This is a genomic window from Streptomyces sp. NPDC039424 (assembly GCF_055639495.1).
In genome coordinates this window covers 156,271-181,789 of record NZ_JBVKAI010000008.1, presented here as the reverse complement: position 1 = coordinate 181,789, position 25,519 = coordinate 156,271, and the positions used below count along the sequence as shown (strand labels likewise).

Genomic DNA, 25,519 nt, shown 5'->3' with positions numbered 1-25,519 from the left:
GCCGGTCACCTCCCTTGGTTCGGCCGCGACACGGCGTCGGCCGCGGCGTCCTGCGGGACTCTGGTCAGCCCCTCGTGCGCGATCTCCAGCGACTCGATGGCGATCGCGTTCTGCTCGGCGTGCAGGTCGGGGCCGCTCCACTTGGCGGCGAGCCCGCCGTGGAACGCCCAGGCCGCGCCGGGCGTCCCGTCGGGGCCGAGTACGATCACCGCGCCGTCGCGGCGGGCGCCCAGCGAGTCGGCGAGCCCGGCCTGGTACCACGCCCACAGGCCCGCGTCGCGGACCACTCCGCGTTTGAGGGTGATCCGGTTCCACGAGTGGCGCAGCGGCAGTTGGTGCACGGAGTCGTTCCGGCCGCCCTCCGGGTAGCTGGTCACCTCCAGCTGCGCGCCGAGCCCGGTGACCTCCTGGAACGCTCCGGAGGCGACCAGCGGCAGCAACAGCGCCTGCGCGGGCGGCAGATACGCGTCTCCGGGGTCGAGCGTCACCAGGAAGCGGTACTTGGGCAGCGGATCCTGCGTCATGCCTCGATCACCTCCAGGCCACGGTCCTGACCGAGCACGAGGCGCAGCCGGATGAACTCCATGGGGACGGCGGGGGCGAACTCGATCTCGCAGACCAGTTGCCCGGGGTCCTGTTCCGGCGGGTTGTTGGTGTCGTCGCACACCACCCGGAACGCCTGCTCGGGCCGCGCTCCGGCCAGGGCGCCCGCCCGGAACGCGGCGAGCAGCACCGAGGTGACCGCGCGGACCAGTGTGAGGCGCAGCTCGGGCGAGTTGACGTCGAACACCAGCGGGCTCGCCACCCGTCGGATCGCGCGCACCAGGAGGTGCACCAGCCGGCGGTGTGCCGTGTAGCGGGTGCGCGGATCGGTGGACAGGGTGCGTCCGCCCCACACCATCAGTCCCCGGCCCCGGGTGCAGCGGATCAGGTCGACGCCCGCGTCGAACAGCCGGACCTGTTGCGGCTCCGGCAGGTCGGCGGCGAGGTCGACGGCCTCCAGGATCACGGCGCCCGCGGGGGTGTGGTGCGCTCCGCGCTCGCCGTCGAGCCGGGCGATCACGCCGAGGACGTGGCCGGACGCCGGGACGGTGCGCAGTGCGGGGCCGTCGGGGGTGCGCAGCGCCGGGTGGTAGACGGCCGCGCAGCTCAGCAGTTCGCTGTCGCCCGACGCGGCCAGCGACTCCACCCACTCCACCGTGTCGTCCACGCTGGACAGTCCGGGCGGGACGTCCAGGACGGCGAGGCGGTCCAGGAGCGGGGAGACGGTTCGCAGCAGCTCCAGGACGACGTCCGTGTGCGCGGCCCCGGACAGGTCGGTGCCCAGGTCGGGCAGCGCCACCAGGGCGGGTTCCGGGAGTTCGGCCTGCGCGGTGACGGCGTCGGTGTACTCCTGCCGGGTGGGCGCGGTGTCGGTGCCGCCCGTCAGCGTCAGGTCCCAGGACGTGGAGATCGGGCCGGGGCGTCCCGGGGGCGGCGCGGGTCCGTCGGGGAGCAGCCGGATGTAGCGGGATCCGGTGAGCCGGTCGGCCACCTCGGTGAGCGGCAGGCCGGGGAAGGACTCGGACGCCTCGCCGGGGACCGTGACCCGCAGGCTCACCGTGGGCGGCCCGGCGACCGTGCTGGACTGGAAGCGGATGGCGACGCGCGCGCCGTTGGCCCAGGCGCCCGCGCTGGTGGCGACCACCCGGTAGCGGGTGGCCGCGAATCCGCTGAGCTCGCCGATCTCCCACCGGGCCCGGGCGGTGGCGGCCGGTCCGGACACCCGGATCACCCAGGCGGTACGGCCGCCGTTCTCGAAGAAGCCGCGCAGGGCGTACGGAGAGGCGAAGGCGCCGTCCGGCACTCCGAAGGCGCCCACGACGTCGTTCCAGCTCTCCACCCGTACCGGAGAGCCGGCCGGGCCACGGCGGAACCGGCCGAGGAACGCCGCCACGTCCGTGCGCAGCGGCTCCGTCTCGGAGCCGCGCGGGACGAACGTCAGGGATACGCCGGGAAGCGCTTCGCTGGTCATGTCAGACGTCGATCTCCAGCTTCTCGACCGCCAGGACGAGCGTCTCCATGGCGATCTCGTTCTTGGTGGCGCTGAGCGTGGGGCCGGTGTACTTGGTCGGCCAGCCCCGGTCGAAGTTCCAGCGCATGGCTTCCTGGCGGTTCTCGTCGAGCAGCACGATCGAGCCGGAGGTGCGCCGCACCTTGCCGTTGAGCGCCTCGACCACCCAGTTCCAGAAGCCGACATGACCGGTGATGCCGCGCTTGAAGGTGAGGTTGGTGAACTTCTTCAGCCCCGGGATCTTGCGGACGGTGATGTCCTCGCTGCCGGTGCGGTACTCGATCGGCGGGATCTCCAGCTCCAGACCGCTCATCTCGGTGAAGGACCCGCTCACCGCGACCCCGTCGTCGCTGACGTTGGTCACGATGATCTGGAAGTTGTAGGACGCGTAGGGATCTTCCCTGGTCACGGGTGGCATGGTGGCCCCTTCTCAGTCGGGTGCTCAGGCGAGCTGGGTCTCGCGGGTCTTCTGCTGGATCCGGAAGATCACGAACTCGGCCGGGAAGACCGGCGCGACGCCGATGGCGCAGATGAGCCTGCCGTTCGCCAGGTCGTCCTCGGTCATCGTGGTGCGGTCGCAGGCGACGAAGAACGCCTCGTCGGCGGTGGTTCCGGCGAGTGCGCCGCTGCGCCAGACCGTGGTGAGGAAGTTGGTGACCGTCTGGCGGACCAGGGCCCACAGCGCCTCGTCGTTGGGCTCGAAGACCACCCACTGCGTGCCCTCGTCGATCGACTCCTCCAGGAAGAGGAAGAGCCGCCGCACGTTGATGTACTTCCACGCGCTGTCCGAGGACAGCGTGCGCGCGCCCCACACCCGGTGGCCGAGGCCCGGGAAGAACCGCAGCGCGTTGATGCCCTTGGGGTTGAGCAGGTCCTGGTGGCGTTTGGTGATGTCCTGGGCGATGCCGTCGGTCTGCCGGATGCCCCGGATGACCACGTTGGCCGGCGCCTTGTGCACACCGCGCTCCACGTCGACCCGGGCGTAGATGCCGGCCATGTGGCCGGACGGCGGTACCTCGACGTCACGGTTGGTGGAGGGGTCGCGGGTGACCAGCCAGGGGTAGTAGAGCGCGGCGTACTTGGTGTCGAACGGCTCGCGGAACGCCTGGATCCCCTCGATGTCGAGGCCGTCGCGGGGGTCGAGGATCGCGAACCGGTCCTTGAGCGTCTCGCAGTGGGTGACCAGGGCCGATTCGACCGTGCCGGACCACATGCCGGGCACCGCGCAGACGGCCACCTCGTCGATGTCCTCAAGGGCCACGATGCCGGTGCGCCGGCCGCTGCCGCCGTCCGCGCCGACGAAGTCGGCCACGCTCAGGCTGTCGTACGCGTCGTCCCCGTCGGCCAGCGTCAGCCAGGAGCCGATCGCGGGTACCGGGAACTTCGTGAGGTCGGTGGACAGGCCCGCCAGTGCCGTGGCCCGCACCAGTTGCGACCGGCTCTCCAGGGCGGTCGCCACGTTCGCCGGGCTGTCGCCGGTGAGCCGGAGGTTGGGGAAGGACTCGGTGACCGCCGCGCCGCCCGCGTCGGTGAACCGGGTGCTGACCTCCGCCTCGACCAGGTGGATCCGGTCGCCCTCGAAGAGCGTGCCCGGCACGTTGCGGTCGAAGGTGACCGCGTCCTGGGCGATCGACTCGACGGTCAGCGGGGTCAGGGTGGTGCCGTCGTCGAGCTGGGTGACGGCGCCCTCGTACAGCCGGCTCGCGCCGCCGATCCGCAGGGTGCGTCCCGCCGCGGTGTTGCCCCGGCGCACGCGGCGCACCGTGAGTCCGGTGTCCCAGGCCGCGTGCGTGGTGCCCGCCGGGAGGGTGAGCGTCACCTTGCCGTCGGCCGGCTGGCTCGCCTGGGCCTTGAACCGGCCGGCGCCGATCTGCACCCAGAGGTCGGCGGGCAGGTCGTCGGGGTCGAGCCCGGTCACCGCGGCCACCTCGACCGTCTCGCTGTCCGCGGGCGCGTCCGCGACCAGGCGGGTGATGAACAGCGCGCCCTCCTGCGGGTCGGGCAGCACCGGCAGCGCGGCGCCGACCATCGGCTGGACGCGGACCTGGACGGCCGCGCCCCACGCGCCGGGGCTCACCGCGGACAGCCGCAGTGTCTGTTCGGTGCCGCGGTCGCCGACCTGGACGTAGTCCCCGCGGGTGGTCCTGACCTCGGCGGGCAGGGCGGTGTCCAGTTCGATGCGGCGGGCGCCCATGTCGTAGCCGGAGACCACCGCGGTGTGGATCGTCTGCTGGTCGTCGCCGCGGAAGATCTCGATCTGCTGGCCGACGCCGGTGAAGCCGATCAGATGGCCGAGCCGAAGGCTGGTGGCGCCGCGTGCGGCGTCGGTGGCGACGGGGCTCACCAGGCCGTGGCCGAGGGTGCCCGAGGCGGGGGTGGCCTGCGCGGCGGCGACGCGCTTGACGTACAGCCGCTGCCCGCCGTTGTCGAAGAAGCCCTTGACGGCCAGCGGGAACAGCCACCAACGGCCGCCTTCGTCGGGGTTGTTCGCCCAGGCGTCCCGGACGCCCGCGTCCGGCTCGGGCAGGAAGCCGCCGAAGACGGTCTGGAACTCCAGGAAGTTCGTGACCAGTTTGGGCTTGCCGGTGTACGGACCGCGAGCGGTGACCCCGACCATGCCGGCCGTGCTCGTGCTCACCCCCGCGATCGGCCGTGGCCCCGCATCGATCTCCTCGATGTAGACCCCGGGGCTCAGATACTCGGCCATGGATGGCTCCTTCACTGCTCACGGATCTCGATGACGTGTCGGCGCTCGGCGTCCTGGGGCAGGCGCACGGTCAACGCCCCCGCGCGGCCAGGCCGTTCGGCGGCCTCCAGGCGGAAGGTCTCCTCGACGGGGTGGTCCGCCGCCTTCTCGCCCTCCCAGCGCAGGGCGAGCCGGAAGGCGCCGGTGGTGTCGGTCAGGGTGCGTTCGTGCCACGGCGTCAGGTCCTCGCCGGTGCGCCCCCTGGCCTCGACGAGCGCGTTCGCGACGGGCGCCCGGGTGGCCGCGTCGACCACGACGCCGTGGACCGTGCGCACGCCGGGTGCGTAGGGAAAGGAGACGGCCGGCAGCATCCGGACCAGCCTCGGGGAGGCCTGCACGGCCGGCGGGTGGGTGTCGTCGTAGGGGTGCACCAGGAACTCGACGCCGACGAGGCCGGCATCGAACGGCTGGTCGTCGGCCGGGTACAGCGGCTGGTATCCGGCGGCCGTGAGAACGGCGCGGTGGCGCTCCGGCCGGGCCGTCCACGGTTCGCTCCGCCTGCCGAGTCCCGGGAAGGCGAGCGCCCCGCTGGGTGTGCGCACCACCTTGTCGTCCAGCGGCAGCCAGCCGCCGGGGTCCTCGAACCGTTCGAGGCGGACCTCCACGCCCGCGGCTCGCACCCGCCGGGCGTGTTCGTCGAACGGCACCAGCCACAGGGGACTGAGAAGCGTCGACCGGGCCAGGTACTGGAAGGCGGTCATGGCGTCGCCGTCCCGCCGATGGTCCGGCTCAGCACCGGCCGCACCGGCGTCTCGATCGCCGAGTCGAGGTTCACGACGCGGATCTCGTAGTTCAGCGAGAGCCGGTAGGGCTTCTGGATCGCGTACCAGACCCAGGACTTCTGGTCGAGGGTCAGCGGTGTCAGGGTCAGGTGCAGCGAGTCCGTGCTGCCGGCGAGGCCCCCGGACAACTGTGCGCCGTCCAGGATCGCGTCGTCGTAGAAGGTCTGCAGGGCGCGTCCGAGCATCCGGTGCTGGGTCGTCTGGTCGCCGCCCCAGGGGGTGATCAGATAGCGCAGCAGCAGGGCCATCGGCGGCTTGCGGGTGGTCAGCGGATCGGGCGGCTGGGAGCGCACCGGAGGCCGGTTGCGCGAGGTGGGGTCCTCGGCGATCTCGTAGAGGAACACCGTCAGTTTGGGCGGCGGCGTCTGCACCGTCTCCGAGAGGTCGTTGAGTTCCGCGATCGGCGGTTCCACCTGGCTCAGCCCGCGCAGGGCCTGTGTGAGAGTGCTGACGATGCCCGACGAGACATCGGCGATCACACCGAAGTCACCCACTAAGCCCCCTCCACCCGGCCCGCGCTGACGGCGTACGCCGAAACAATGCGGAGTCCTCTGTGATACGGGCGCGACTCACCCGTCACATCGGCGTCACGCCGGTGTCCTCGCGAAACGCGATGACGTCACCGGACACGGACCGACAACGCCGGGGTGACATGGGTGGGGAACACTCGCTCTCTCATGGAGACCCCCTCAACGCGGTCCGGCGTCCTGATACTCCGGGTGTGGGTGGAAGGCGGCAGGTCCGACGGCCTGCGCGCACGCATCATCCGCGTGGTCGACGGGGAGCAGGAGCCCCCCTGCGCGGCGGGCAAGGCCGCCGATGTCCTCGAAGCGGTACGCACCTGGCTCGATGAGCTCCTGGAACAGGAGGGGTGACGTTTCCGCGACGTTCCGGTGATTCCTTTCCGACGCCCGAAACGCTAAGAAGCGACCTACGATCATGACTTGCTCGTAACATGGCTTCGAGAATCACGTGCGCCGCGGCGAAGATCGTGGAAGCCGACATCGGTACCGGGGGCGTCGATGAACGGACAATCACATGTCATCACCTTGAGACTGCTCAAGGGCTTTACATTATCGGTGAACCATACACGCGTTCCGGTTTGCTCCAGCACGCAGCGGCTCCTCGCATTCCTGGCCCTTCAGGACATGCCGCGCTCGCGCACCTACGTGGCCGGAATTCTCTGGCCGGACGTCACGGCATCGCGTGCCAATGCGAATCTGAGGTCGTCCTTGTGGCGGGCGACGCGCATGGGCCACCCCATCATCGACGTGTCCGTGCATGAACTGGCCATCTCCGGGCACATCGCGGTCGATTTGCGCGAGGCGGTCGCACGCGCACACCGCCTGCTCGACAAATCTCGCCCCTGCGACGACATCCTCACGATGCAGACACTGGCCGATTTGTCCGCGGATCTGCTACCGGAATGGCCGGAACACGACTGGATGCTGATTGAACAGGAGCAATACCATCAGCTCCGGCTTTACGCTCTGGAAGCGATGACAGAGCGCCTGACGGAAGCCCGGCGCCACGGCGAAGCAGTCGCCGCCGGCCTCACCGCCGTACGTACGGAACCCCTGCGGGAAAGCGCCCATCGCGTACTGATGAAGGCGCATTTGGCCGCGGGTAATAGGGGTGCGGCACTGCGTCAATACGAACAATGCCGCCGTATCCTGCGGGAGGAATTGGGCCTCGACCCCTCCCCCGCGCTGGGAGCGCTGCTGCCGCCCCGTACCGACACCTGCTTCACCCGGTGAGTCCGGCCCTGTCACAGGCGGGCCGGAACTCCCGGGTGCAGATCTGGGCGACGGTGTACACGCCGCCCTTGACGAGTGTCCGCTTGATGGTGCCGGCGGTCACCGCGCTCGGGGTCAGCAGGACGGACGGGATGTTCTTGGTGGTGGGGCTGTCGGTCGTCGTCGTGGCGATGTCGCGCGGGTTCCCGCCGCGTCCCAGGGCGACGGCCATGGCGGCGGCCGTGGCCGCTTCCGCCTTGAAGGGCTTGTACACCGTCATGTACTGCTCGCCCTCGATGATGCGCCGCACGGCGTCGAGGTCGGCGTCCTGCCCGGTGACGGGGGGAAGTTCCCGGACCCGGGCGCTCTTGAAGGCGGAGATGACACCCGCGGCCATGGCGTCGTTGGCCGCCAGCACGCCGCTGATCCGGTCCGGACCGAGGGCCGCGATGGCCGCGGACATGTTGGTGTGGGCGTTCTCCGTGCTCCAGCCCGGGGTCTCGTAGGATCTGCCGATCTTCACCTTGCCGGTGAGGACGGACAGCGCGCCCCGTGCGTACCACGCCGCGTTCGGGCTGGCCGGATCCCCGTTCATCATGACGACGGTCCCGCCCTTCGCCCGGCCGTCCATCGCCCTCAGGAGCGCCTCGCCCTGGAGCCTGCCGACCTTCCCGCCGTCGAAGCTGACGAAGCCCGAGATCGGGCCTTCGGCGAGCCGGTCATAGGCGACGACGGGGACACCCTCCTTCCGCGCCTCCTGGATCGAGGAGCGGAGCGCCTTGGTGTCGACGGCGTCGAGGATCAGGACCCTGACCCCCTTGGTGATCATGGAGACCATCTGCTGCCGCTGCCTCGTCGCGTCGTTCTCGGCGTTGGCGTACTCGATGGCGCAGCGGGGGCACAGGTCCTTCACCCGCTTCTCGATCAGCGGCTTGTCGGAATGCTCCCAGCGCGGAAGCGCCCGGCTCGGAAGCAGCAGGCCCACGGTGAAGCTGTCCGTGCCCGTCTTGTCCTGCCCTCCGCAGGCGGCCAGGGACATCGTCATGAGCCCCGCGACGCACGCCGCGACGACGGGCCAGGTACGGGTTCTCATGGCAGACCACCTTGATCGGTACCGGGGCCCGGGCCCGCGCCGACCGGTTCGCGCCGCGGCACGACGATCTCGCTCCACACCTGCTTGCCGCGGGCCACCGGCATCGAGCCGAAGGAGTCCGACATCGCCTCGACCAGCATCAGCCCCCGGCCGCCGGTCGACTCCCAGTCCACGATCACCGGCTTGGCGGGCGCCCGCGGAGAGGAGTCGCTGACGCAGACGCGCACCCGGTCGCCGCGGAGCATCAGGTCGACGTGGACCGGCCCCTGGGTGTGCACCAGGGCGTTGGTGACGAGTTCGGACACGACCAGCAGCACCGAGTCGGCCACGTCCTCCACGTCCCAGCGGCGCAGCGTGCGCGCGGTGAAACGGCGGGCGTGCATGACGGCGTCGGGCAGCCGCCACACCGCCCAGCCGGCCCGTATCGGCCGGGTCTTCATGCCGTCGTAGCGCAGCAGTAGCAGCGCCACGTCGTCCTCGCGGCGGCCGGCGTCGCCCAGCAGTGCGTCGGCCACCCGCCCCGGATCCGACGGATCGGCCGCGGCCAGTGCGACGCGCGTGCGGCGCATCCCCTCGTCCAGGGGCAGGTCGGCGGCCTCCACCAGTCCGTCCGTGACCAGGGCGAGCATCGTGCCGGGGGCCAGCGCGACCGCGGTCATGGGAAACTCCGCCTCCGCGGAGATGCCCAACGGGAGCGCGCCCTCGACCTGCACCTCCTCGGTGCTGCCGTCGGGATGGCGGATCAGCGGTGCGAGGTGCCCGGCCCGGACGAACAGGGTGTTGCCCTCCTCCATGTCCAGTTCGGCATAGCAGCAGGTGGCGAACAGGTCGGTCTCCATGCCCACGAGGAGCCGGTTGGCGTGCGAGACGACCACGTCGGGCGGATGACCCTCCACCGCGTAGGCCCTGACCGCGGTACGCATCTGGCCCATGATCGTCGCGGCTCCGGCGCTGTGCCCCTGCACGTCACCGATGACCAGCGCCACCCGGTCCTCGGACAGGGCGATGACGTCGTACCAGTCACCGCCCACCTGTAGGCCCCGCCTGGCCGGCAGATACCGGGCGACGGCCGTCCCCCCGGGCAGTTCGGGCAGCCGTCGGGGCAGCAGGCTGCGCTGCAGCATCGTCGCGAGTTCCTGTTCGGCGTCGTGCGCGTGCGCACGCCTGAGGGCCTGACCGACCAGCGACGCGGTGGCGGTCAGCAGGGACCGTTCCTCGGGGACGAACTCGTGCCGCCGGTCCCAGCCGATCAGGCACACTCCGGCGACCCGGCCCTTGGCGGGGAGCGGCAGGACGGCCAGCCCTCCGGGGCCGATGCCCGCGAGTCCCGGTTCCAGGGCCGCGTCGGCGGGCCACAGTCCCATACGTCCGTCGCGCACCGCCGCGTGCAGGGTGGGCAGGGCGCTGACCGGTGCGTCGGGCCACTCGGAACGCCACTCGGGGCGCCATGTCTGCGGCCAGGCGGCGGGCTCGGGCGGGTCCAGCACGGTGACCATGAGCCGGTCGTCCTGCAGCTCTGCGAGCGCCACCCGGTCGGCGCACAGCGGCTCCCGCAGCGCGGTGACCACCACCCGGCTGACGTCGAGGACCGTCGAGGCCTCGTCCAGTGCGGCGGTCAGCCACTGGATCCGGGAGACGTCGTCGGTGCTCCGGGGCAGGACCGAGGTCGCCGTCACCACACCCAGGACGTGGTCCGGCCGGCCGTCGGTACTCGCCTCCGACCGGCAGCTCAGGCTCAGCCAGCGCATTTCGCCGGTGGGGCGGCGGACCCGGAACTCCAGCTCCCGGCCGCCGAACGCCTGGGCGGACGGCTCCAGGACCGACATCAGCGCGTGCATGTCCTCCGGGAGGGCGTGCGCGAGCAAGGTGTCCGCCTTGCCGTCGAAGTCGGCCGGTGTGATGCCGACCAGCTCGAGCATGGTCTCGTCCGCCTCGATCAGGCCCGTGTCCGGCACCAGCACGAAAGAGCCGACGCGCAGACTCCGCAGCGCGGGACTGAGCAGCGGCGCCGGCGTACGCCGCCCGGCGCCGGCCCCCGCCCCGAGCAGCCCGGCGACCGCGTCGGCGTACCGCTCCAGGAAGCGCTGTTGCTCGGCTTCGAAGCCGTCGGCGGCGGCTCCCACGACGACCATGCAGCCCAGCCGCCCGGCCTCCGGCCCCAGGGGCAGCGCGCCGAGCGACGCCTGCGCCCGCGGTGGCGCCGGACCGCCCTCGGGGAAGGAGGCGAGTGCCGCGGAGGTCAGCCACAGGGGCCGGCCGGTGCGGACGGCGTGTGCCGCGGGCGAGCCCCCGGACAAGGCCAGGCGTTCCGGCAGTCCGTACGCGGAATTGGCGCGTCCGGCGGTTTCCACCAACCGCAGCTCTTCGCTCCCGGCACCGGGCACTTGGACCACATAGACCGCTGCCAGCGCGGCTCCGGCGTACGTCAGGGCGCGGACACTCGCCACCGCCTCCGGCACCGGAGGCGGTGAGCCGGTGTCGGCGGCTTCGGCCTCGGATGCCCGCAGCTGCGAGACGCCGGCCCGGGCACTGCCGTCATGAGGCATGTCCGCAACCTACCTCCCGTCCCGGCCGAGGTGCCGACAGCCTGAGATCTGGGCACTCTCATACAAGAATCGCATACATGAGTCAAGCGGACAGATCTGCTGAATCCATCCCATGTGCCCCTATTCCAGAGATCGAGGATCGCAGCCGCCGCATTCGCAGATCACCGCCGCCGGTGTCACACTGACGACGTGGTCGTTTTGCCACATCCACGTGGTCCGGGCGGGACTTGGGCGCCGGTGCCGGGGCCGCCCGAAGCCGGGTGCCGCCATGGTCGCCGGGGAAGCCGCCGGTGCCGGGCCGGTCGGGCCGAACCCCCGCCCGTCGCCCCCCGCGTGCCCCGCACGGCCCGGCCTTCCCGCACAGGACGTGGACGCCGCACGGTCCGCGCGCCGGTCCCCCACGCGCCCGGGCCTCATGCGGATGAGGGAGGTCTCTCACATGAAGACCTTCATAGGGAGCGCGGCCAGAGTGATGGCCGCGGCCTCGACGGCCGTAGCACTGGCGGCCTGCGGACAGGACACCGGGAACAGCTCCGACCCGGGTGACGCGCCGAGGATCGGCATCCTGCTGCCGGACGCCAACACCGCTCGCTGGGAGACACAGGACCGGCCCCTGCTCGAACAGCGGATCAAGGAGCTGTGCGACGACTGCGTGGTCGAGCACGCCAACGCCAAGGGCGAGGTGGCCCTTCAGCAGGAACAGATGGACTCGTTGATCACCAAGGGGGTCGACGCCATCGTGCTCGTGGCCGTGGACGCCCGATCGCTCGGCGTCACGGTGCAGAAGGCACATGACGCGGATATCCCGGTCATCGCCTACGACCGTCTCGCCGAAGGCCCGGTCTCGGGATACGTCTCCTTCAACGGCGAGGAGATCGGCAGGCTCCAGGGCAGGGCACTGCTGAAGGCCATGGCCGACCGGGCGCACGGCAGCCGGATCGTCATGATGAACGGCGATCCCAGCGACCCCAACGCCGTGTCGTTCAGGCGGGGCGCGCTGTCCGTGCTCAGGGGGAAAGCGCAGATCGCCAAGGCGTACGACACACTCCAGTGGCGGCCCGAGATGGCGAACATCAACATGTCCGGCGCCATCTCCGCCCTGGGCGCCAACAACATCGACGGGGTCTACGCCGCCAACGACGGTCTCGCCGCCGGCAGCATCTCCGCCCTCAAGGCGAACAAGGTGGCCCCGCTGCCCCCCGTCACCGGCCAGGACGCCGAACTCGGAGCCGTACGCCGGATCGTCGGCGGCGATCAGTACATGACGGTCTACAAGCCCTTCAAGCCCGAGGCCTCCGCCGGCGGCGCCATGGCCGTGGCCGCCGCCCGCGGTGAGAGTCTCGACGGGGTCGCCAGGGGCACGGTGGAGACGCGCGGCGGGGCGATGATCCCGGCCGTCATGCTCATCCCGGTGTCCGTGACCGTCGCCAACATCGAGAACACCGTGGTCAAGGACGGCGTGTACACCGTCCCTCAGATCTGCACGCCCCAACTCGACGCTGCCTGCCAGAGGGCCGGGCTGACCTGACAGACCGGTCACGACCCGCGCCCGGATCCCCGGGAAGGAGATGGTTCCCGTGCCGGCTCCCCCCTTGCTGGCGCTGCACGGCGTGTGCAAGCGCTTCGGCGTCGTCGACGTCCTCTCGGACATCGAGCTGGAGATCCACGCCGGCCAGGTACTCGCCCTGCTCGGCGACAACGGGGCCGGCAAGTCCACCCTGGTCAAGGTGATCTCCGGCGTCGCCCCCGCGGACAGGGGCGCCATCGAGTGGGAGGGCCGGACCGTCCACATCAGGCGCCCCCACGACGCCCGCGACCTCGGCATCGCCACCGTCTACCAGGACCTCGCGCTGTGCGGGAACCTCGACGTCGTCGGCAATCTCTTCCTCGGACGGGAGATCCGCAGATTCGGGTTCCTCGACGAGGTGGAGATGGAGCGCCGCACCCGACAACTGCTGGACCGCCTGACCAGGGGCATACCCGACCTGCGCGGCCCCGTCGTCGCACTGTCCAGCGGCCAGCGGCAGACCGTGGCCATCGCCCGTTCGCTCCTCGGTGACCCGAAGGTCCTGCTCCTGGACGAACCGACCGCGGCCCTGGGGTTCGAGCAGACCACCGAGGTCCTGGACCTCGTCGACCGGCTGCGCGACCGCGGCCTGGGAGTCCTGCTCATCAGCCACAACATGGGCGATGTGAAGGCTCTCGCCGACCGGGCCGCCGTACTGCGGCTCGGCCGCAACAACGGCAATTTCGACGTGAACACCGCGTCCCAGGAACAGATCATCTCCTCCATCACGGGCGCCACGGAGAACGTGCCCCGCCGGATGGCCCACCGGGAGGCGGGGTGGTGAAAGCGAAGCGTGACATGGAGGCCGAGATGCGGGCCGAATCCGCCGCGCCCGCCGAGTCCCGTCGGCCCGGGCGCGGGCCGGCCGTCGCCCGTGCGGTACGGGGCTGGCCCGCCCTCTTCCGGCACAAGCTGAGCGCCGGTGAACTGGGCTCGCTCCCCGTCGTCCTCGTCCTGGCCGTGGTCTGGATCATCTTCCAGAGCCTCAACGACAACTTCCTCTCCCCCCGGAACCTGTCCAACCTCAGCGTCGACATCGTGGGCACCGGACTGATCGCGGTCGGGATCGTCTTCGTACTGCTGATCGGTGAGCTCGACCTCTCCGTCGGCTCGATCAGCGGGCTCGCGGCGGCGGTCTTCGCCGTGCTCAACGTGAACAACGGCGTGCCGGAATGGCTTGCCCTCGTCCTCGCGGTGCTCACCGGCACCCTCGCGGGAACCGCCCAGGGCTTCTCCTTCGCCAAGACCCGGGTACCGGCGTTCGTCGTCACGCTCGCCGGGCTGCTCACCTGGAACGGCATCATGCTCTACATCCTCGGCACCAGCGGCACCGTCAACCTCGACGAGGACGGGCTGGTCGCCAGACTGACCAGCTACTACTTCACCAACGACAGCGCCGCCTACGCGGTGGCCGCGGTCGGCACCGGCATGGTCTTCCTCGCCCTCTACCTGGACCGGCGGCGCCGCAGGGCCGTCGACATGCCGCACCGTTCGCTCCAGGGCATCGCGGTACGTACGGCGGGACTCGGGGTGGTCACGTTCGCCGCCGCGTACCTGCTCAACCGCTTCCAGGGCCTGCCGCTCGCTCTCCTGATCTTCCTCGTGGTGGTGGCCGGTCTCGACATCGTTCTGCGGCGCACACGCTACGGACGGCAGATCTACGCCCTCGGCGGCGGTGTCGAGGCGGCCCGTCGCGCCAGCCTCAGCGTGACGCGGGTACAGACCGCGGTGCTCGCGGTCTCCGGCACCATGGCCGCGATCGGCGGCCTGTTCCTCGCCTCCCGCATCACCTCGGTGAGCCAGAGCTCGGGCTCGGGCGTCCTGCTCCTCAACGCCATCGCGGCAGCCGTCATCGGGGGCACCAGCCTGTTCGGAGGACGCGGTACGACCTGGTCGGCGGTACTCGGCATGCTGGTCATCCAGTCGATCGCCTCGGGCATGGCCCTCACGGACACCCCCACCGCCGTCCAGCTCGTGATCACCGGCGGGGTGCTCTTCGCCGCGGTGGTCATCGACTCCCTGTCGCGCCGCTCCCAGGAGGCACACGGGAGGGCTTGACGCGTCTGCCGCTCGGCGGGGATCAACTCCGTGGTGATCCATCGGTTTGTGTCAGTGCGCGCTGCCGCACCACTCTCATGGACGATCCGTGACCGACAAGGAGCCCGACCGGTGGGACACACCACGCCCGACCAGTGGGACGCGTACTACACCAGTGGCCGGACCTTCCGGCCGCTCGGTGAGGCCGAGCGGCGGCTGCTCGCCGTCCACACTCCGGCTCCCGAGGGTGGCCTGGCCCTGGACGTCGGCTGCGGGCTGGGCGAACTCGCCCGCCACCTCGCCGCCGGGGGCTACACCGTCGACGCCGTCGACTGCGCCCCCGCCGCCGTCGGCCTCGCCCGCCGTGAGGCCGGGAACAGCGCGGACATCACCTACCGGTGCTTCGACATCGAGCGGGACTCCCTCGACGATCTGCCCCACCCCGCGTACGACCTGATCACCTTCCGCCTCAGCTGGGCCTTCGTCCGCGACCGACCCCGTGTGATGAACCGGCTGCGCGAACGGCTGCGGCCCGGCGGCACCCTCTGCGTCATCACGCCCGTCGCCGCGGCCGTACCGGCCGGGAAGCGGGCCATCGCCCTCGACGAGGAGGAACTCGTCCTGCTGTGCGCGGGCTGGCCGGTCGCCGAACGCCACGACGCGGACGGGCTCGCCTTCGTCGTCCTGCGCGGCGGTCCAGCTCATGGCCCGGTCACGTCGGCCTGCCACGCTGGGGCCATGGCACGTGAGCGGCAGAACGGCAACGGCGGCAGCGAACTGGGGACCTTTCTGCGGGCCCACCGCGCGCAGGTGACCCCCGAGCAGGCCGGACTGCCGACCGGCCCCGGACTGCGGCGCACCCCCGGGTTGCGCCGGGAGGAGTTGGCCACGCTGGCCGGGGTCAGCGTCGACTACTACGTCCGTCTGGAGCGGGGCAAGGAGAACAACCCCAGCCCCTCCGTCGTCGACGCCCTCGCCCGGGCTCTGCGACTCAACTCCGCCGACCACGAGCACCTGCGCAACCTCGCCGCCCTGGCCGCGGGCGGCTCCGTTCGGGAGCCGGCCTCCCCGCCCGTGCGGACCGTACGGCCGGGAGTGGAGCTGCTGCTGGAGAGCCTGCGCCCCTTCCCGGCGTACGTGATCAGCCGCACCATGGACATCCTCGCCTGCAACCCGAGCGGGCTTCGGCTGTTCGCCGGGATGGCGGACTGGCCGGCGAAGAAGCGCAACGTGGTGCGCTACCTCTTCCTCCACCCCGCCGCGACCGACCTGTTCGACGACTGGGACGAGCAGCTCCGGGCCATCGTCGGCCGTCTGCGCGCCCTCGCCGGCATCGAACCGGACGCGCCGGACCTGGCCGAGATCATGGACGAACTGCTGCAGAAGAGCCCGGAGTTCACCGACCTGTGGGAGCGCTACGACGTGCGGTGGCACACCCACGGCAGCAAGACCTTCCACCACCCGGAGGTCGGCGACCTCACCCCCGGCTACCAGTCCATGCAGCTCGAAGGCACACCGGGGCACCGGTTCATCGCGTACTTCGCCGACCCCGGCACCCCGGACCACGACAAGCTGGTCCTGCTCGACATGGCCGCGCACGAGAACGACACGCACAGCGCGCCGGCCCCGGACGACGCCGCCTCACCGTCGCCCTGACCGAGCCGGTCCGCTGTCAGCGGTCCGCAGCGTGGTGCAGCACGAGGAGGGCGACGTCGTCGGTGCGCTGCCCGCTGGGGCCCGCCTTCCGCAAGAGGGTGTCGATGAGCAGGTCCAGGTCCCGGTCGTCGGCGTGCGCGAGGATGTCCGCGAGGTGGGTGATGGAGTCGTCGAGGTCGACGCCCGGTGACTCGATGAGGCCGTCGGTGTAGAAGGCGAGCATCATCCCTGGGGTGAGCGGGATCTCGGTCACGGGAAAGTCGGCGTGGGGGTCGATGCCCAGCAGCGGTCCGGGCGGGATGTCGAGGGGCCGGGTGTCGCGGTCGGGCAGGCGCAGGAGGGGTGGCGGGTGGCCGGCGCTGGCCAGGGTCACGCGGCGCTGGGCGAAGTCGAGTTGGGCGTAGAGGCAGCTGGTGAACAGGTCGGGGCCGAAGTCGGTGAGGAGCCGGTTGGTTCTGGAGAGGACCTGGCCCGGGGTGGCGCCGAGGACCGCGTGGGCGTGGACGCCGGTACGGACCTGCCCCATCACAGCGGCGGCCGCGACGTCGTGGCCCTGGACGTCGCCGATGACGGCCGCCACGTCGGTGTCGCCGAGCCGGATCAGGTCGTAGAAGTCTCCGCCGATGTCCATGCCCCGGGTGGCGGGCAGGTAGCGGGCGGCGACCCGCAGGCCGGTGACCGCGGGAAGGGTGCGCGGGAGCAGCGCCTGCTGCAGTCCGTGGGCGAGGTCGCGTTTGGTGTCGTAGAGGCGGGCGCGGTCGAGGGCCTGGGCGACGAGGCCGGCGAGCGAGGTCAGGACGGCGCGTTCCTCGGCCGGGAACTCGTGGGGACGGTCGTAGGACAGGATGCAGCAGCCGACGGGCCGGCCGGAGACGATCAGTGGCAGGAAGGCCCAGGCTTCCTTGCCGCTGATCAGCGTGGCCTCGGGGTAGGCGCGTCGCATCTCCTCCGAGTCGGCGAAGAACGCGGGGATACCGCTGTCGAGGGCGTGCCCGGCCGGGGTGAAGGCGGTGTCGAGGGGCAGGCCGTCGAGACGCTCGATGGTGTGGGGCTCGTAGCCGCGGTACCCGGTGATCCGCAGTCGGCCGGCTTCGGCGGCGGACAGGACCAGGCCCTGGGCGCCGAAGGCGGGCATGATCTGGTCGGCGACCAGGTCGATGACGTCCTGGACGCCGACGACCTCGGTCAGCGCGGCGGCCAGGTGGGTGAGCTGGTAGAGCCGGCCCGCGCGGGCCGGTGCGGCGGTGCGCGGAGTGGAGTGGCGGGGCGCCGGTGAGGGCGGGGGCAGTGCGCCGCTCGGAACGATACGGACGCTGATGCCACTGGCGTCCGGGTAGAGGTGGAAGTCCAGCCAGTGGTCCGGCGGGCGGCACGCGGTGAAGGCGACGGGCTCACGGCTGATGACCGCGGCGCGGTAGCGGTCCTCGTAGGTGGGGTCGTCGAGCCAGCGCAGGGACTGCCACGGCAGCGTGCCCAGCAGCTGACCGGCGTCGCGGCCCAGCAGGTCGCAGGCCCCGGAGCTGAGGTAGGTGAGGCGCCCCTCCAGGTCCAGAGCGCAGCTGCCGCCGGGCAGCCGCTCCACGAAGTCGGCGGCGGCCCTCCCCGGGCCCTCGGGCCTGCGGCCGGTCGTGGCGGGGAGCACGCGCGGCCGGTCTCCGGTCTCCCGCGGCCTGCCGTTCTCGGCGGCTTCCTCCAGCAGCCGGGCCAGACGTCCGCAACTGGCCGCGATGTTCCCCCGCTCCCGCTGGGTCATGTACACCGGACGGTTGGCCGGCCACATCAGCAGCAGGGCTCCCCACCGCCGGACGCCGGTGACCGGCGCGGCGGCCAGCGCCAGCGGGTAGGGAAGCGCCATCGCGGTGCGCGGATAGGAGCGGGCCATCTCTCCCTGGCTGCCCACCCACACCATGCGATCCTCACGGACCGCCTCGGCCACCGGCGCGGGGGCGCTCAACGGAATCCTCGTCCACGGTTCGGCGAACTCGGCCGGAGCTCCCCACAGCACGTCCAGACACAGCAGTTGCTCGTCCGGCGCGAGAAGGTAGAGGGCGCCGATGGACGCGCCGGTCCGGCGCACCGTCTCCGCGAACGCGGTGTCCAGTCCGTCCGCGTCGGTGGCCGCATCGCCTGCGCCGGTCACGAGGCACCTCCGTCCTGACCGGGGCGTCCGCGAGGACTGCCGCGCGAGGTCGTCCGCCCTGTTCGGGCCCGTACGACCGCACCGGAAGCACCCGGGCTCGCCCCTATGGGGACGCTACGCCCCGGCGGAGCGGTCGGCACGCCGTCCGGCCCGGGCACGCGCGTGGGTCTGTCAGTCCTGTGTCGCCTCCCGCGGGGAGCGCAGTCGGTCCTCGCACCACCGCCTCGCGGTCTCGGCGACCTGCTCCAGCCGGCCGGGTTCTTCGAACAGGTGCGTCGCCCCCGGAATGACGCGCAGGGCGTGCGGGGCCCGCAGCCGCTCCGCCGCCTGCTGGTTCAGCTCCAGCACCTGCTGGTCCTCGCCTCCGACGATGAACAGGACCGGCGCCCGCACATGGTCCAGGGCGTCGCCCGCGAGATCGGGCCGCCCGCCCCGCGACACCACGGTCAGCACCCGGTCCGGCCGCTCCGCCGCGGCCACCAGCGCCGCGGCAGCGCCCGTACTGGCGCCGAACAGGACAACCGGGAGACCCCGGGTACCGGGCTGCGCCCCCAGCCAGTCGATCGCGGCCGCGAGCCGTCGGCCCAAAAGTGGGATGTCGAAGCGGTATTCGCCGGTCAGCGCGTCGTGCCGCTCCTCCCGTTCGCTCAGCAGGTCCAGCAGAAGCGTGCCGAGCCCGGCGGTGCGCAGCTCGGCGGCCACCATCCGGTTGCGCGGGCTGTGCCGGGAACTGCCGCTGCCGTGCGCGAAGAGCACCGTGGCCCGCACCGGTGTGGGGATGACGAGGTCACCGGGAAGAGTGGCGTCGTCGGTGTGCACCAGAACCATCTCGGAGATCATCGACATCAACTTCTTCCACCTGCCGACCTGGCGAATCGATACGCCCGGCTGTCCCTCCTCCGCGTACCCCTCACATGCCGAGAGGCGACCGGCACGGCTCACTTGCTGACGGCCACCGTCTCGTCCGGCGCCCGCGCCGGCCGCCCGCCCCGTCCGCGCCCGGCGAAGCGCATGGCTACGTACGCGCCCAGGTACAGCGCGGCGACGACCAGCAGCAGCGCCTGATAACCCGACACCAGCGCCAGGTATTCGAGTGCGCCCCCGGTCAGCGCGCCCAGCAGATTCGCGCCGAACGCGGCTGTCGGGTCCGGGGCGGACGCGAGGCGGTCGGAGAAGATGAGGTTGGCACAGAAGATGGGGGCGAAGGCCAGGGCGATGGCGGCGGCGAGCCGCCCGGCGAAGGGCAGCGAGAGCACGGCCTCCGCCGGGACGAGCCAGGCCACCGCGAGGGTACCGAGGAGCAGGATCTGCAGCAGCGGTCGGTTGACCCGCCGCAGCCTGCGCCGGACCTCGACCGCCGCGAGGACGGCGAGCAGGACGCCGATGAAGACAAGGGCGTTGACCAGCCAGGTCGTGCCGAAGTAGAGGGCGAAGCCGATCACGTTCTTCGTTTCGAGCAGCATGAAGGCCGCGCCCAGCAGGAACATGTCGGTGTAGCGGAGCGTGCGCCGGATACGAACCCCGGTCATGCGCACCGACAGGAGCGTCACCAGCAGGATCGCGCCCAGCGCGCCCAGGTAGAGCGTGGGAATGTCGCGGTGGAGCAGATACGGGAAGGGATGGTCGTCGCTGGCGGCCGCCGGAACCGCGCCGCTGGGGTGCCAGACCTGGCCGCAGGACTGGTCGGCGGTCGTCATCCCGGCCACCAGCACGGCCGCGTTCGTGTTGAACGTGGTCATACAGGGAGCGTGGCCGTAGAGGTCCTGGAGGGTGCCGGCGAAGCGGTCGATCAGCCAGCTCTGCCGGTAGTAGTTGTACATGGCGAACGCGCCGTTCGGCGCGAGGTGATCGCGCGCGGCCTCGAACGCCTGCTGGGTGAACAGATAGCTCTCCAGCCGCAGATTGCTGGCGCCCGCCACCAGTGTCAGCGAGTCCGGCAGCGCCAGGACGACGAGGTCGTACTGATTGTGCGTCCGTTCCAGGAAGGCCCGTCCGTCGTCGATGTGGACGTGCACTCTGGGGTCGTCGTACGGCTTGGCGGGGTGCAGCTGGGCGCCGATCTGCTGCAGACGGGGATCGATCTCGACCGCGTCCACGCGCTCCGCTCCGCGGTCCAGTGCGACCGCGACGTCGTTGCCGTTGCCCGCCCCGATGACCAGCACGCGCTTGTGCGGGTTGTGGGGCGTCCGGTCGTACGCCTGCCGGTACGGCGAGCCCTCCTGCAGGAGCACCGGGAGCGGCGCGATGCTCTGGTGCGGGACGCCGTTGGCGGAGATGGTGTAGGTCCGGTTGGTGGACGACGAGGCCTGGAGCTGGATCTTGTAGTAGGGCGACCAGGAGATGCCGGGCGCCGCCTCCAGGAACAGCGCGGCGACCATCGCCGTGAGGGGGATGACATACAGCAGGGCGTTGCGCCGTCCGCCGAGGATCAGCAGGGCCGCGGCGGCGAGTACGCCCCACACCACGGAGGGGGCGCGGAGCCAGGACAGCACGGCGAAGGACGCCGAGCCGGTGAGGCTGCCGAGCAGGTCGTAGCGGTAGGCGTCGAGCGAGGGGAGCCGGCGGAAGAGATCGGCGGTGATCTTGCCGATGCCGGCCATGATCACCGCGGTCAGCAGGAAGATGGCCGGCAGCGTCACCCATTCGGGGAAGCCGGTGGTCTTCACGGCGGTGAAGTAGATGACCTGTTCGCTGCTCTGACGCACCTGCACCGGATACGCGCGTACCAGGATGACGAGAAGCGCCAGCGGGACCGGTGTCCAGCTCTTGAGCCACTGTCCGCGCGCGGCGGGGATCAGGAACCCGAGGCCGATGCCGAGGAACGATCCCAGCAGGATGAAGTTCGAGAAGTAGCTGAGGTGGACGACGTTGGCGCCCGCCCATCTGATCAGCGCCAGCTCTACGAAGAGCATGGTCGTGCTGGCCAGCATGAGCCTCCAGCGCACCGAGTTCTCGGTCAGTCCCGCTTCGGTCCACTTCATGCGCATCTACGGTGCCGCCTTAAGCGTGGTGAGTGGCATCGGCCGATGTGACGGGCCTTCTTCAGGCTGTCCCGGGCGACGGGAGCCCGCGACCGCACAGCGCCGATCGGTGGCATGGAAGCCACTCGGCCTGTACCGCGCCGGTGCGGCGGGTTCACATGTGGAGGTGCCGTTCCATCCAGTCGGCGGCGGTCCGCCGGAACAGCCGCCGGTTGTCCGCGCGCAGGAAGTCGTGGCCCTCGTCGCGCAGGGTCAGCAGTGCGGCAGGGATGCCCCGTTCGCGCGCGGCCCGTACGAACTGCTGGGACTCCCCCGGCGGCACGTTGGTGTCGTGTTCGCCGTGGACGGCGAGCAGCGGGACGCGCAGCGCGTCGATGCGGCTCATCGGCGACAGGGCATGCAGCAGCTCGCGGTCGCGCTCCGGGTGGCCGTACTTGTGCGCCGCGGACTCCGCGATCCAGGGCTCGGTACCGGCGAAGAAGGTCAGGAAGTCCGACATGCCGCATACGGCGACTCCGGTGCGGAACAGCTCCGGGTGGCGGACGAGGGAGGCGAACGTCAGATAACCGCCGTACGACCGTCCCATGACCGCCAGCCGTGTCGGATCGGCGGGGCCGGCCGTCACCGCGTGGGCCGCGCAGTCCGCGACGTCGTCCAACGCGGCGAAGCGGCCCGCGCCCAGGTCGGCGTCGACGAACGAGCGGCCGTGCCCCAGGGAGCCGCGGACATCGGGGGCGAAGACGTCCAGGCCTCGCCCGATCAGCTCGTGGTAGAGCGGGCTGAAGACCGGGCGTTCCTGTTCCTCGGGGCCGCCGTGCAGATGGATCACACAGGGCGCCGGTTCGTCCGGGGCACGGCCCGGTGCCCTGTAGTACCAGCCGCTCAGGGGCAGCCCGTCCCGCGCCGTGAGCCGCAAGGGGACGGGGCGCACGGGCGGGCGGCCCGGTGGGACGGCGTCCTCGTCGCGCGACGACCAGGGGGTGCGGAGCAGGGACACGCCTTCATGGGCCCACCACAGGCCCGGTCGGCGTTGCGACCCGGACAGCGCGAGCAGCAGTCGCCCCGCGCCGGCCGCCGCGATGCGCGTGACGACCTCGTGGGGCAGGGGAAGGGGCCTTGCCGGGCCCGTGTTGTCCGGGGCCTGCCGTGTCGGGAAGGTCTCGACGAGTTCGAGTTCGCTCGCCCCCTGTGCGTTCCACGCCAGCGCGGCCGTACGGCCGTCCTGGGCCAGTGCCAGGAGTTCGAGGTCGCTGCCCTCGCGTTCCGCCGCGACGGACGTCCCGCACGGCCCGCCGTCGGCGTCCAGGGCGACCGAGAAGAGCGCCGCGTGCTCCCGGTCGGCGTTGCTGCGCAGCCACAGCGTCCGCCCGTCGGGAGAGAACCGGCCGATCCACGGGTCGCCGTCGGCGACCGGCATGGCGAAGGTCGTCGCCGAGTCGGCCGTGTGCCGGACGACCGCCTCCCGCCGTCCGCGCGGCCCCCGGCGCAGCAGCGCGAGTTCGCCGTCATGGCTGAGGTCGCACACCCGCAGGGTGGCGGCGTGCGTTTCCGTGGTGAGCAGAACGGGCGAGGCCAGAGCGTCGGGATCGATCAGGTAGACCGACAGGCCGCCATCGGGCCGGACCGCCGCGGCCGTGGCGTCGGTCGGCACTCCGCTCGGCTCCACCCCCGGTCCGGCGTCGTACGCGGCCGGGCCGAGGAGCGTGGCATGACCGTCCCGGTCCGCCCAGTCGGCGGGCGGGAGGGCGCCGCCGGGGTAACCGTCGGCCGGGCCGGGGGCCGGCGGGGCGTGCCCCGTGACGTCCCCGTACGGGGCGGCCGGTGCGGCGACGGTGACGGCGACGGAGGAGCCGTCGTGCGCCCAGCAGCCCAGATAGGCGGTACTGGCCGGGTCGGCCCCGGCCAGGATGCGGCGGCCGGTGCCGTCGGGCCGTACGCACAGCACCCGTGAGTGCTCACCACCGCCCGGTGCGGTGGTGTAGGCGATCCAGCGGCCGTCCGGTGACCAGGCCACCTCTTTGACGGGATCCGGGGAGGAGTCGAGCAGCCGTACCTCGGCACCGTCCACGGGGCCGGCCCACAGTTGGGGGACGCCGCCCCGGTCGCAGATGAAGGCCGTTTCGGTGCCGTCGGCGTTGGCAGAGGGATACCAGCACCCGTGGGCGCGCAGCCGGGTCACGGCGTCTCGCGGGCCGCCCGCCTCGGGCAGGGGCACCTGCGCCGGGGCGGCGGTGCGGGTGGCACCCGGCGCCTCTGCCGACCGGGCGTCCGGAGGCCGCGCGGCCGTCGGGGCCGCGCCGGGTGCCCCGAGGGGGGCGACGAGGGGCGGCTGGGCCGGCGCCGGGCCGTGCGCGCCCCACACGCCCCGGTCGTCGGTCACTTGATTCCGTGCGTCTGCAGCCATATCTCCAGCAAAGCCACCTGCCACAGGGCGTTGGCTCCCCGTGCGGTTCGGTGCTCGTCGGGCGCCGCGAGGAGCTCGGCCACGTACGACTCCTGGAACAGGCCGCGCTGTGTGGCCTCGGGCGCCCGGAGCGCCTCGCGCACTCGCTGCAGGACGGGACCGGCCATGTGCCGGATGGCCGGAACCGGGAAATAGCCCTTGGGGCGGTCGACGACCTCGTGGGGCAGGAGCTTGCGGCCCGCCTCCTTCAGCACGCCCTTGCCGCCGTCGGCCAGTTTGAGTTCCGGCGGGCAGGCCGCGGCCAGCTCCACCAGTTCGTGATCGAGGAACGGCACCCGGGCCTCCAGGCCCCAGGCCATGGTCATGTTGTCGACACGCTTGACCGGGTCGTCGACGAGCATGACCTGCGTGTCCAGCCGCAGAGCGGCGTCCAGCGCGGTCTGTGCCCCCGGGACCGCCATGTGCTCGTGGACGAAGCGGCCCGAGACGTCGTCGTGGGGCAGCATGTGGGGCCGCAGGATCCGGGCGAGGTCGGCGTGCGGCCGGTCGAAGTACGTCATGGCGTACCGCTCCGGTGCGTCCTCGCGCGCGACCTCGGCCAGCCGCGGGTACCAGTGGTAGCCGGCGAACACCTCGTCGGCGCCCTGCCCGCTCTGCACGACCTTCACCTCCTTGGACACCTGCTCGGACAGCAGGTAGAAGGCGACCACGTCATGGCTGGTCATCGGCTCGCTCATGGCCGCGACCGCCCCGTCCAGAGCCGGCGCCACCCGGTCGGAGGGAACCATCAGCCGGCGGTGGTCGGTGGCGAACTCCCGGGCCACCAGGTCCGAGTACCAGAACTCGTCGCCCTCCTCGCCGCCCTCCGACTCGAACCCGACGCTGAACGTCATCAGGTCACGCTGGCCCTCGTCGGCCAGCAGCGCGACGATCAGACTGGAGTCCAGGCCGCCGGAGAGAAGGACACCGACCTGTACGTCGGAGACCATCCGCCGGCGCACGGCGGTGCGCAGCGCGTCCAGCACCGCGTCACGCCATTCGTCCGCGCCCATGCCGGCGTGCTCGGCGCGACGCCGGTAGGACGGCTGCCAGTAGCGGTGATCGTAGTGGGTGCCGTCCGGTTCGACGACCCGCACGGTGGCCGGGGGGAGCTTGCGCACCCCGTTGAGGACGGTGCGCGGCGCCGCGACCGTGGCATGCCAGCTCAGGTACTGGTGGACGGCCACCGGATCGAGCGAGGTGTCCACGTCCTTGGCGGCGAGGAGGGCGGGCAGCGACGAGGCGAAGCGCAGCCGGCCCGGTGTCCGCGCCAGGTACAGGGGCTTGATCCCGAGCCGGTCACGGGCCAGCACCACCCGGCCGGTCCGGTGCTCGACGAGAGCGAAGGCGAACATGCCGCGGAAGTGCTGGACGCAGGCGGTTCCCCACTGCTGGTAGGCCTTGAGCACCACCTCCGTGTCGGACGTGGACGCGAAGCGGTGCCCCAGCCCCCTCAGCTCGTCGCGCAGCTCCTGGTAGTTGTACACGCAACCGTTGAAGACGCCGGTGATCCCGCCCCGGGCATCCGTCATGGGCTGCGCTCCGAGGTCCGACAGGTCGATGATCTTCAGTCGCCGATGCCCCAGCGCGACCGCGCCCCGCGTCCAGGTTCCCTGCCCGTCGGGTCCGCGGGCGGCGAGCCGGTCGCTCATGCGTGCTACGGCCGCCAGGTCGGGCCGCCGGCCGTCGAAGCGGATCTCCCCGCTCAGACCGCACATGACGAACCACCTCCTGTGCTG

19 protein-coding genes and 1 pseudogene are annotated in these 25,519 nt (G+C 71.7%); 7 read left to right on the top strand and 13 right to left on the bottom strand.

The window, feature by feature from the left end; translation table 11 throughout:
- Positions 1-5 precede the first annotated feature (5 nt).
- Genes ACZ7L0_RS21890 through ACZ7L0_RS21865 form a run of 6 tightly spaced genes read right to left on the bottom strand, consistent with a single transcriptional unit; the run spans position 6 to position 6,075 of the window.
- Positions 6-524, bottom strand: coding sequence for a phage tail protein (locus ACZ7L0_RS21890; protein ID WP_471244166.1), 519 nt, complete (start codon positions 522-524; stop codon positions 6-8).
- A complete protein-coding gene (locus tag ACZ7L0_RS21885; protein WP_471244165.1) occupies positions 521-2,014 on the bottom strand; it encodes a phage tail sheath family protein in 1,494 nt (497 codons plus the stop codon). Before ACZ7L0_RS21885 ends, ACZ7L0_RS21890 begins: the two co-directional genes overlap by 4 nt.
- A gap of 1 nt (position 2,015) precedes the next feature.
- Complete coding sequence (locus ACZ7L0_RS21880) at positions 2,016-2,471, bottom strand: phage tail protein (protein ID WP_471244164.1); 456 nt, start codon at positions 2,469-2,471, stop codon at positions 2,016-2,018.
- Positions 2,472-2,495: 24 nt separating this feature from the next.
- The gene (locus ACZ7L0_RS21875; protein ID WP_471244163.1) at positions 2,496-4,760 is read right to left on the bottom strand and encodes a phage tail sheath C-terminal domain-containing protein; all 2,265 of its coding nucleotides are present in this window, start codon (positions 4,758-4,760) and stop codon (positions 2,496-2,498) included.
- 11 nt (positions 4,761-4,771) lie between these two features.
- Positions 4,772-5,500, bottom strand: a complete 729-nt coding sequence (locus ACZ7L0_RS21870; protein ID WP_471244162.1) for a carboxypeptidase-like regulatory domain-containing protein — start codon at positions 5,498-5,500, stop codon at positions 4,772-4,774.
- Entirely contained in the window at positions 5,497-6,075 is a 579-nt protein-coding gene (locus ACZ7L0_RS21865) for a Pvc16 family protein (RefSeq protein ID WP_471244161.1), read from the bottom strand. Before ACZ7L0_RS21865 ends, ACZ7L0_RS21870 begins: the two co-directional genes overlap by 4 nt.
- Positions 6,076-6,258: 183 nt before the next feature.
- Here ACZ7L0_RS21865 and ACZ7L0_RS21860 point away from each other — a divergent pair, with 183 nt between their 5' ends.
- Both ACZ7L0_RS21860 and ACZ7L0_RS21855 read left to right on the top strand, forming a co-directional pair.
- Positions 6,259-6,456, top strand: a complete 198-nt coding sequence (locus ACZ7L0_RS21860; protein WP_471244160.1) for a hypothetical protein — start codon at positions 6,259-6,261, stop codon at positions 6,454-6,456.
- A gap of 147 nt (positions 6,457-6,603) precedes the next feature.
- Positions 6,604-7,338, top strand: a complete 735-nt coding sequence (locus tag ACZ7L0_RS21855) for an AfsR/SARP family transcriptional regulator (protein WP_471244159.1) — start codon at positions 6,604-6,606, stop codon at positions 7,336-7,338.
- On the opposite strand, the gene ACZ7L0_RS21850 is transcribed toward ACZ7L0_RS21855, so the two are convergent.
- A complete protein-coding gene (locus ACZ7L0_RS21850; protein WP_471244158.1) occupies positions 7,328-8,410 on the bottom strand; it encodes a sugar ABC transporter substrate-binding protein in 1,083 nt (360 codons plus the stop codon). The genes ACZ7L0_RS21855 and ACZ7L0_RS21850 overlap by 11 nt on opposite strands.
- Complete coding sequence (locus tag ACZ7L0_RS21845) at positions 8,407-10,956, bottom strand: SpoIIE family protein phosphatase (protein ID WP_471244157.1); 2,550 nt, start codon at positions 10,954-10,956, stop codon at positions 8,407-8,409. The genes ACZ7L0_RS21850 and ACZ7L0_RS21845 overlap by 4 nt, the downstream gene beginning before the upstream one ends.
- Before the next feature lie 439 nt (positions 10,957-11,395).
- Between ACZ7L0_RS21845 and ACZ7L0_RS21840 the strand changes: the two genes are divergently transcribed.
- The 5 genes and pseudogenes from ACZ7L0_RS21840 (at position 11,396) to ACZ7L0_RS21820 (ending at position 16,216) form a co-directional block, all read left to right on the top strand.
- Positions 11,396-12,484 carry a substrate-binding domain-containing protein gene (locus ACZ7L0_RS21840; RefSeq protein WP_471244156.1) on the top strand — a complete coding sequence of 363 codons (1,089 nt, stop codon included), beginning with the start codon at positions 11,396-11,398 and terminating at the stop codon, positions 12,482-12,484.
- 40 nt (positions 12,485-12,524) lie between these two features.
- Positions 12,525-13,307, top strand: coding sequence for an ATP-binding cassette domain-containing protein (locus ACZ7L0_RS21835; protein ID WP_471244155.1), 783 nt, complete (start codon positions 12,525-12,527; stop codon positions 13,305-13,307).
- 14 nt (positions 13,308-13,321) lie between these two features.
- Positions 13,322-14,581 (top strand): sugar ABC transporter permease, encoded by a 1,260-nt coding sequence (locus ACZ7L0_RS21830; protein WP_471244320.1) that lies wholly within the window; start codon positions 13,322-13,324, stop codon positions 14,579-14,581.
- A 30-nt stretch (positions 14,582-14,611) separates the two neighbouring features.
- Positions 14,612-15,127: pseudogene (locus ACZ7L0_RS21825) on the top strand (class I SAM-dependent methyltransferase); the annotation flags it as partial.
- 171 nt (positions 15,128-15,298) lie between these two features.
- A complete protein-coding gene (locus ACZ7L0_RS21820) occupies positions 15,299-16,216 on the top strand; it encodes a helix-turn-helix transcriptional regulator (RefSeq protein ID WP_471244319.1) in 918 nt (305 codons plus the stop codon).
- Between the two features lie 16 nt (positions 16,217-16,232).
- On the opposite strand, the gene ACZ7L0_RS21815 is transcribed toward ACZ7L0_RS21820, so the two are convergent.
- The 5 genes from ACZ7L0_RS21815 to ACZ7L0_RS21795 form a co-directional block, all read right to left on the bottom strand.
- Positions 16,233-18,356, bottom strand: coding sequence for a SpoIIE family protein phosphatase (locus tag ACZ7L0_RS21815; protein WP_471244154.1), 2,124 nt, complete (start codon positions 18,354-18,356; stop codon positions 16,233-16,235).
- Positions 18,357-18,527: 171 nt separating this feature from the next.
- Entirely contained in the window at positions 18,528-19,196 is a 669-nt protein-coding gene (locus tag ACZ7L0_RS21810; RefSeq protein ID WP_471244318.1) for a dienelactone hydrolase family protein, read from the bottom strand.
- Between the two features lie 98 nt (positions 19,197-19,294).
- The gene (locus ACZ7L0_RS21805) at positions 19,295-21,337 is read right to left on the bottom strand and encodes a spermidine synthase (RefSeq protein WP_471244153.1); all 2,043 of its coding nucleotides are present in this window, start codon (positions 21,335-21,337) and stop codon (positions 19,295-19,297) included.
- Positions 21,338-21,491: 154 nt separating this feature from the next.
- The gene (locus tag ACZ7L0_RS21800) at positions 21,492-23,717 is read right to left on the bottom strand and encodes a prolyl oligopeptidase family serine peptidase (protein ID WP_471244152.1); all 2,226 of its coding nucleotides are present in this window, start codon (positions 23,715-23,717) and stop codon (positions 21,492-21,494) included.
- Complete coding sequence (locus tag ACZ7L0_RS21795) at positions 23,714-25,498, bottom strand: N-acetylglutaminylglutamine amidotransferase (RefSeq protein ID WP_471244151.1); 1,785 nt, start codon at positions 25,496-25,498, stop codon at positions 23,714-23,716. The genes ACZ7L0_RS21800 and ACZ7L0_RS21795 overlap by 4 nt, the downstream gene beginning before the upstream one ends.
- Between the last annotated feature and the right edge of the window lie 21 nt (positions 25,499-25,519).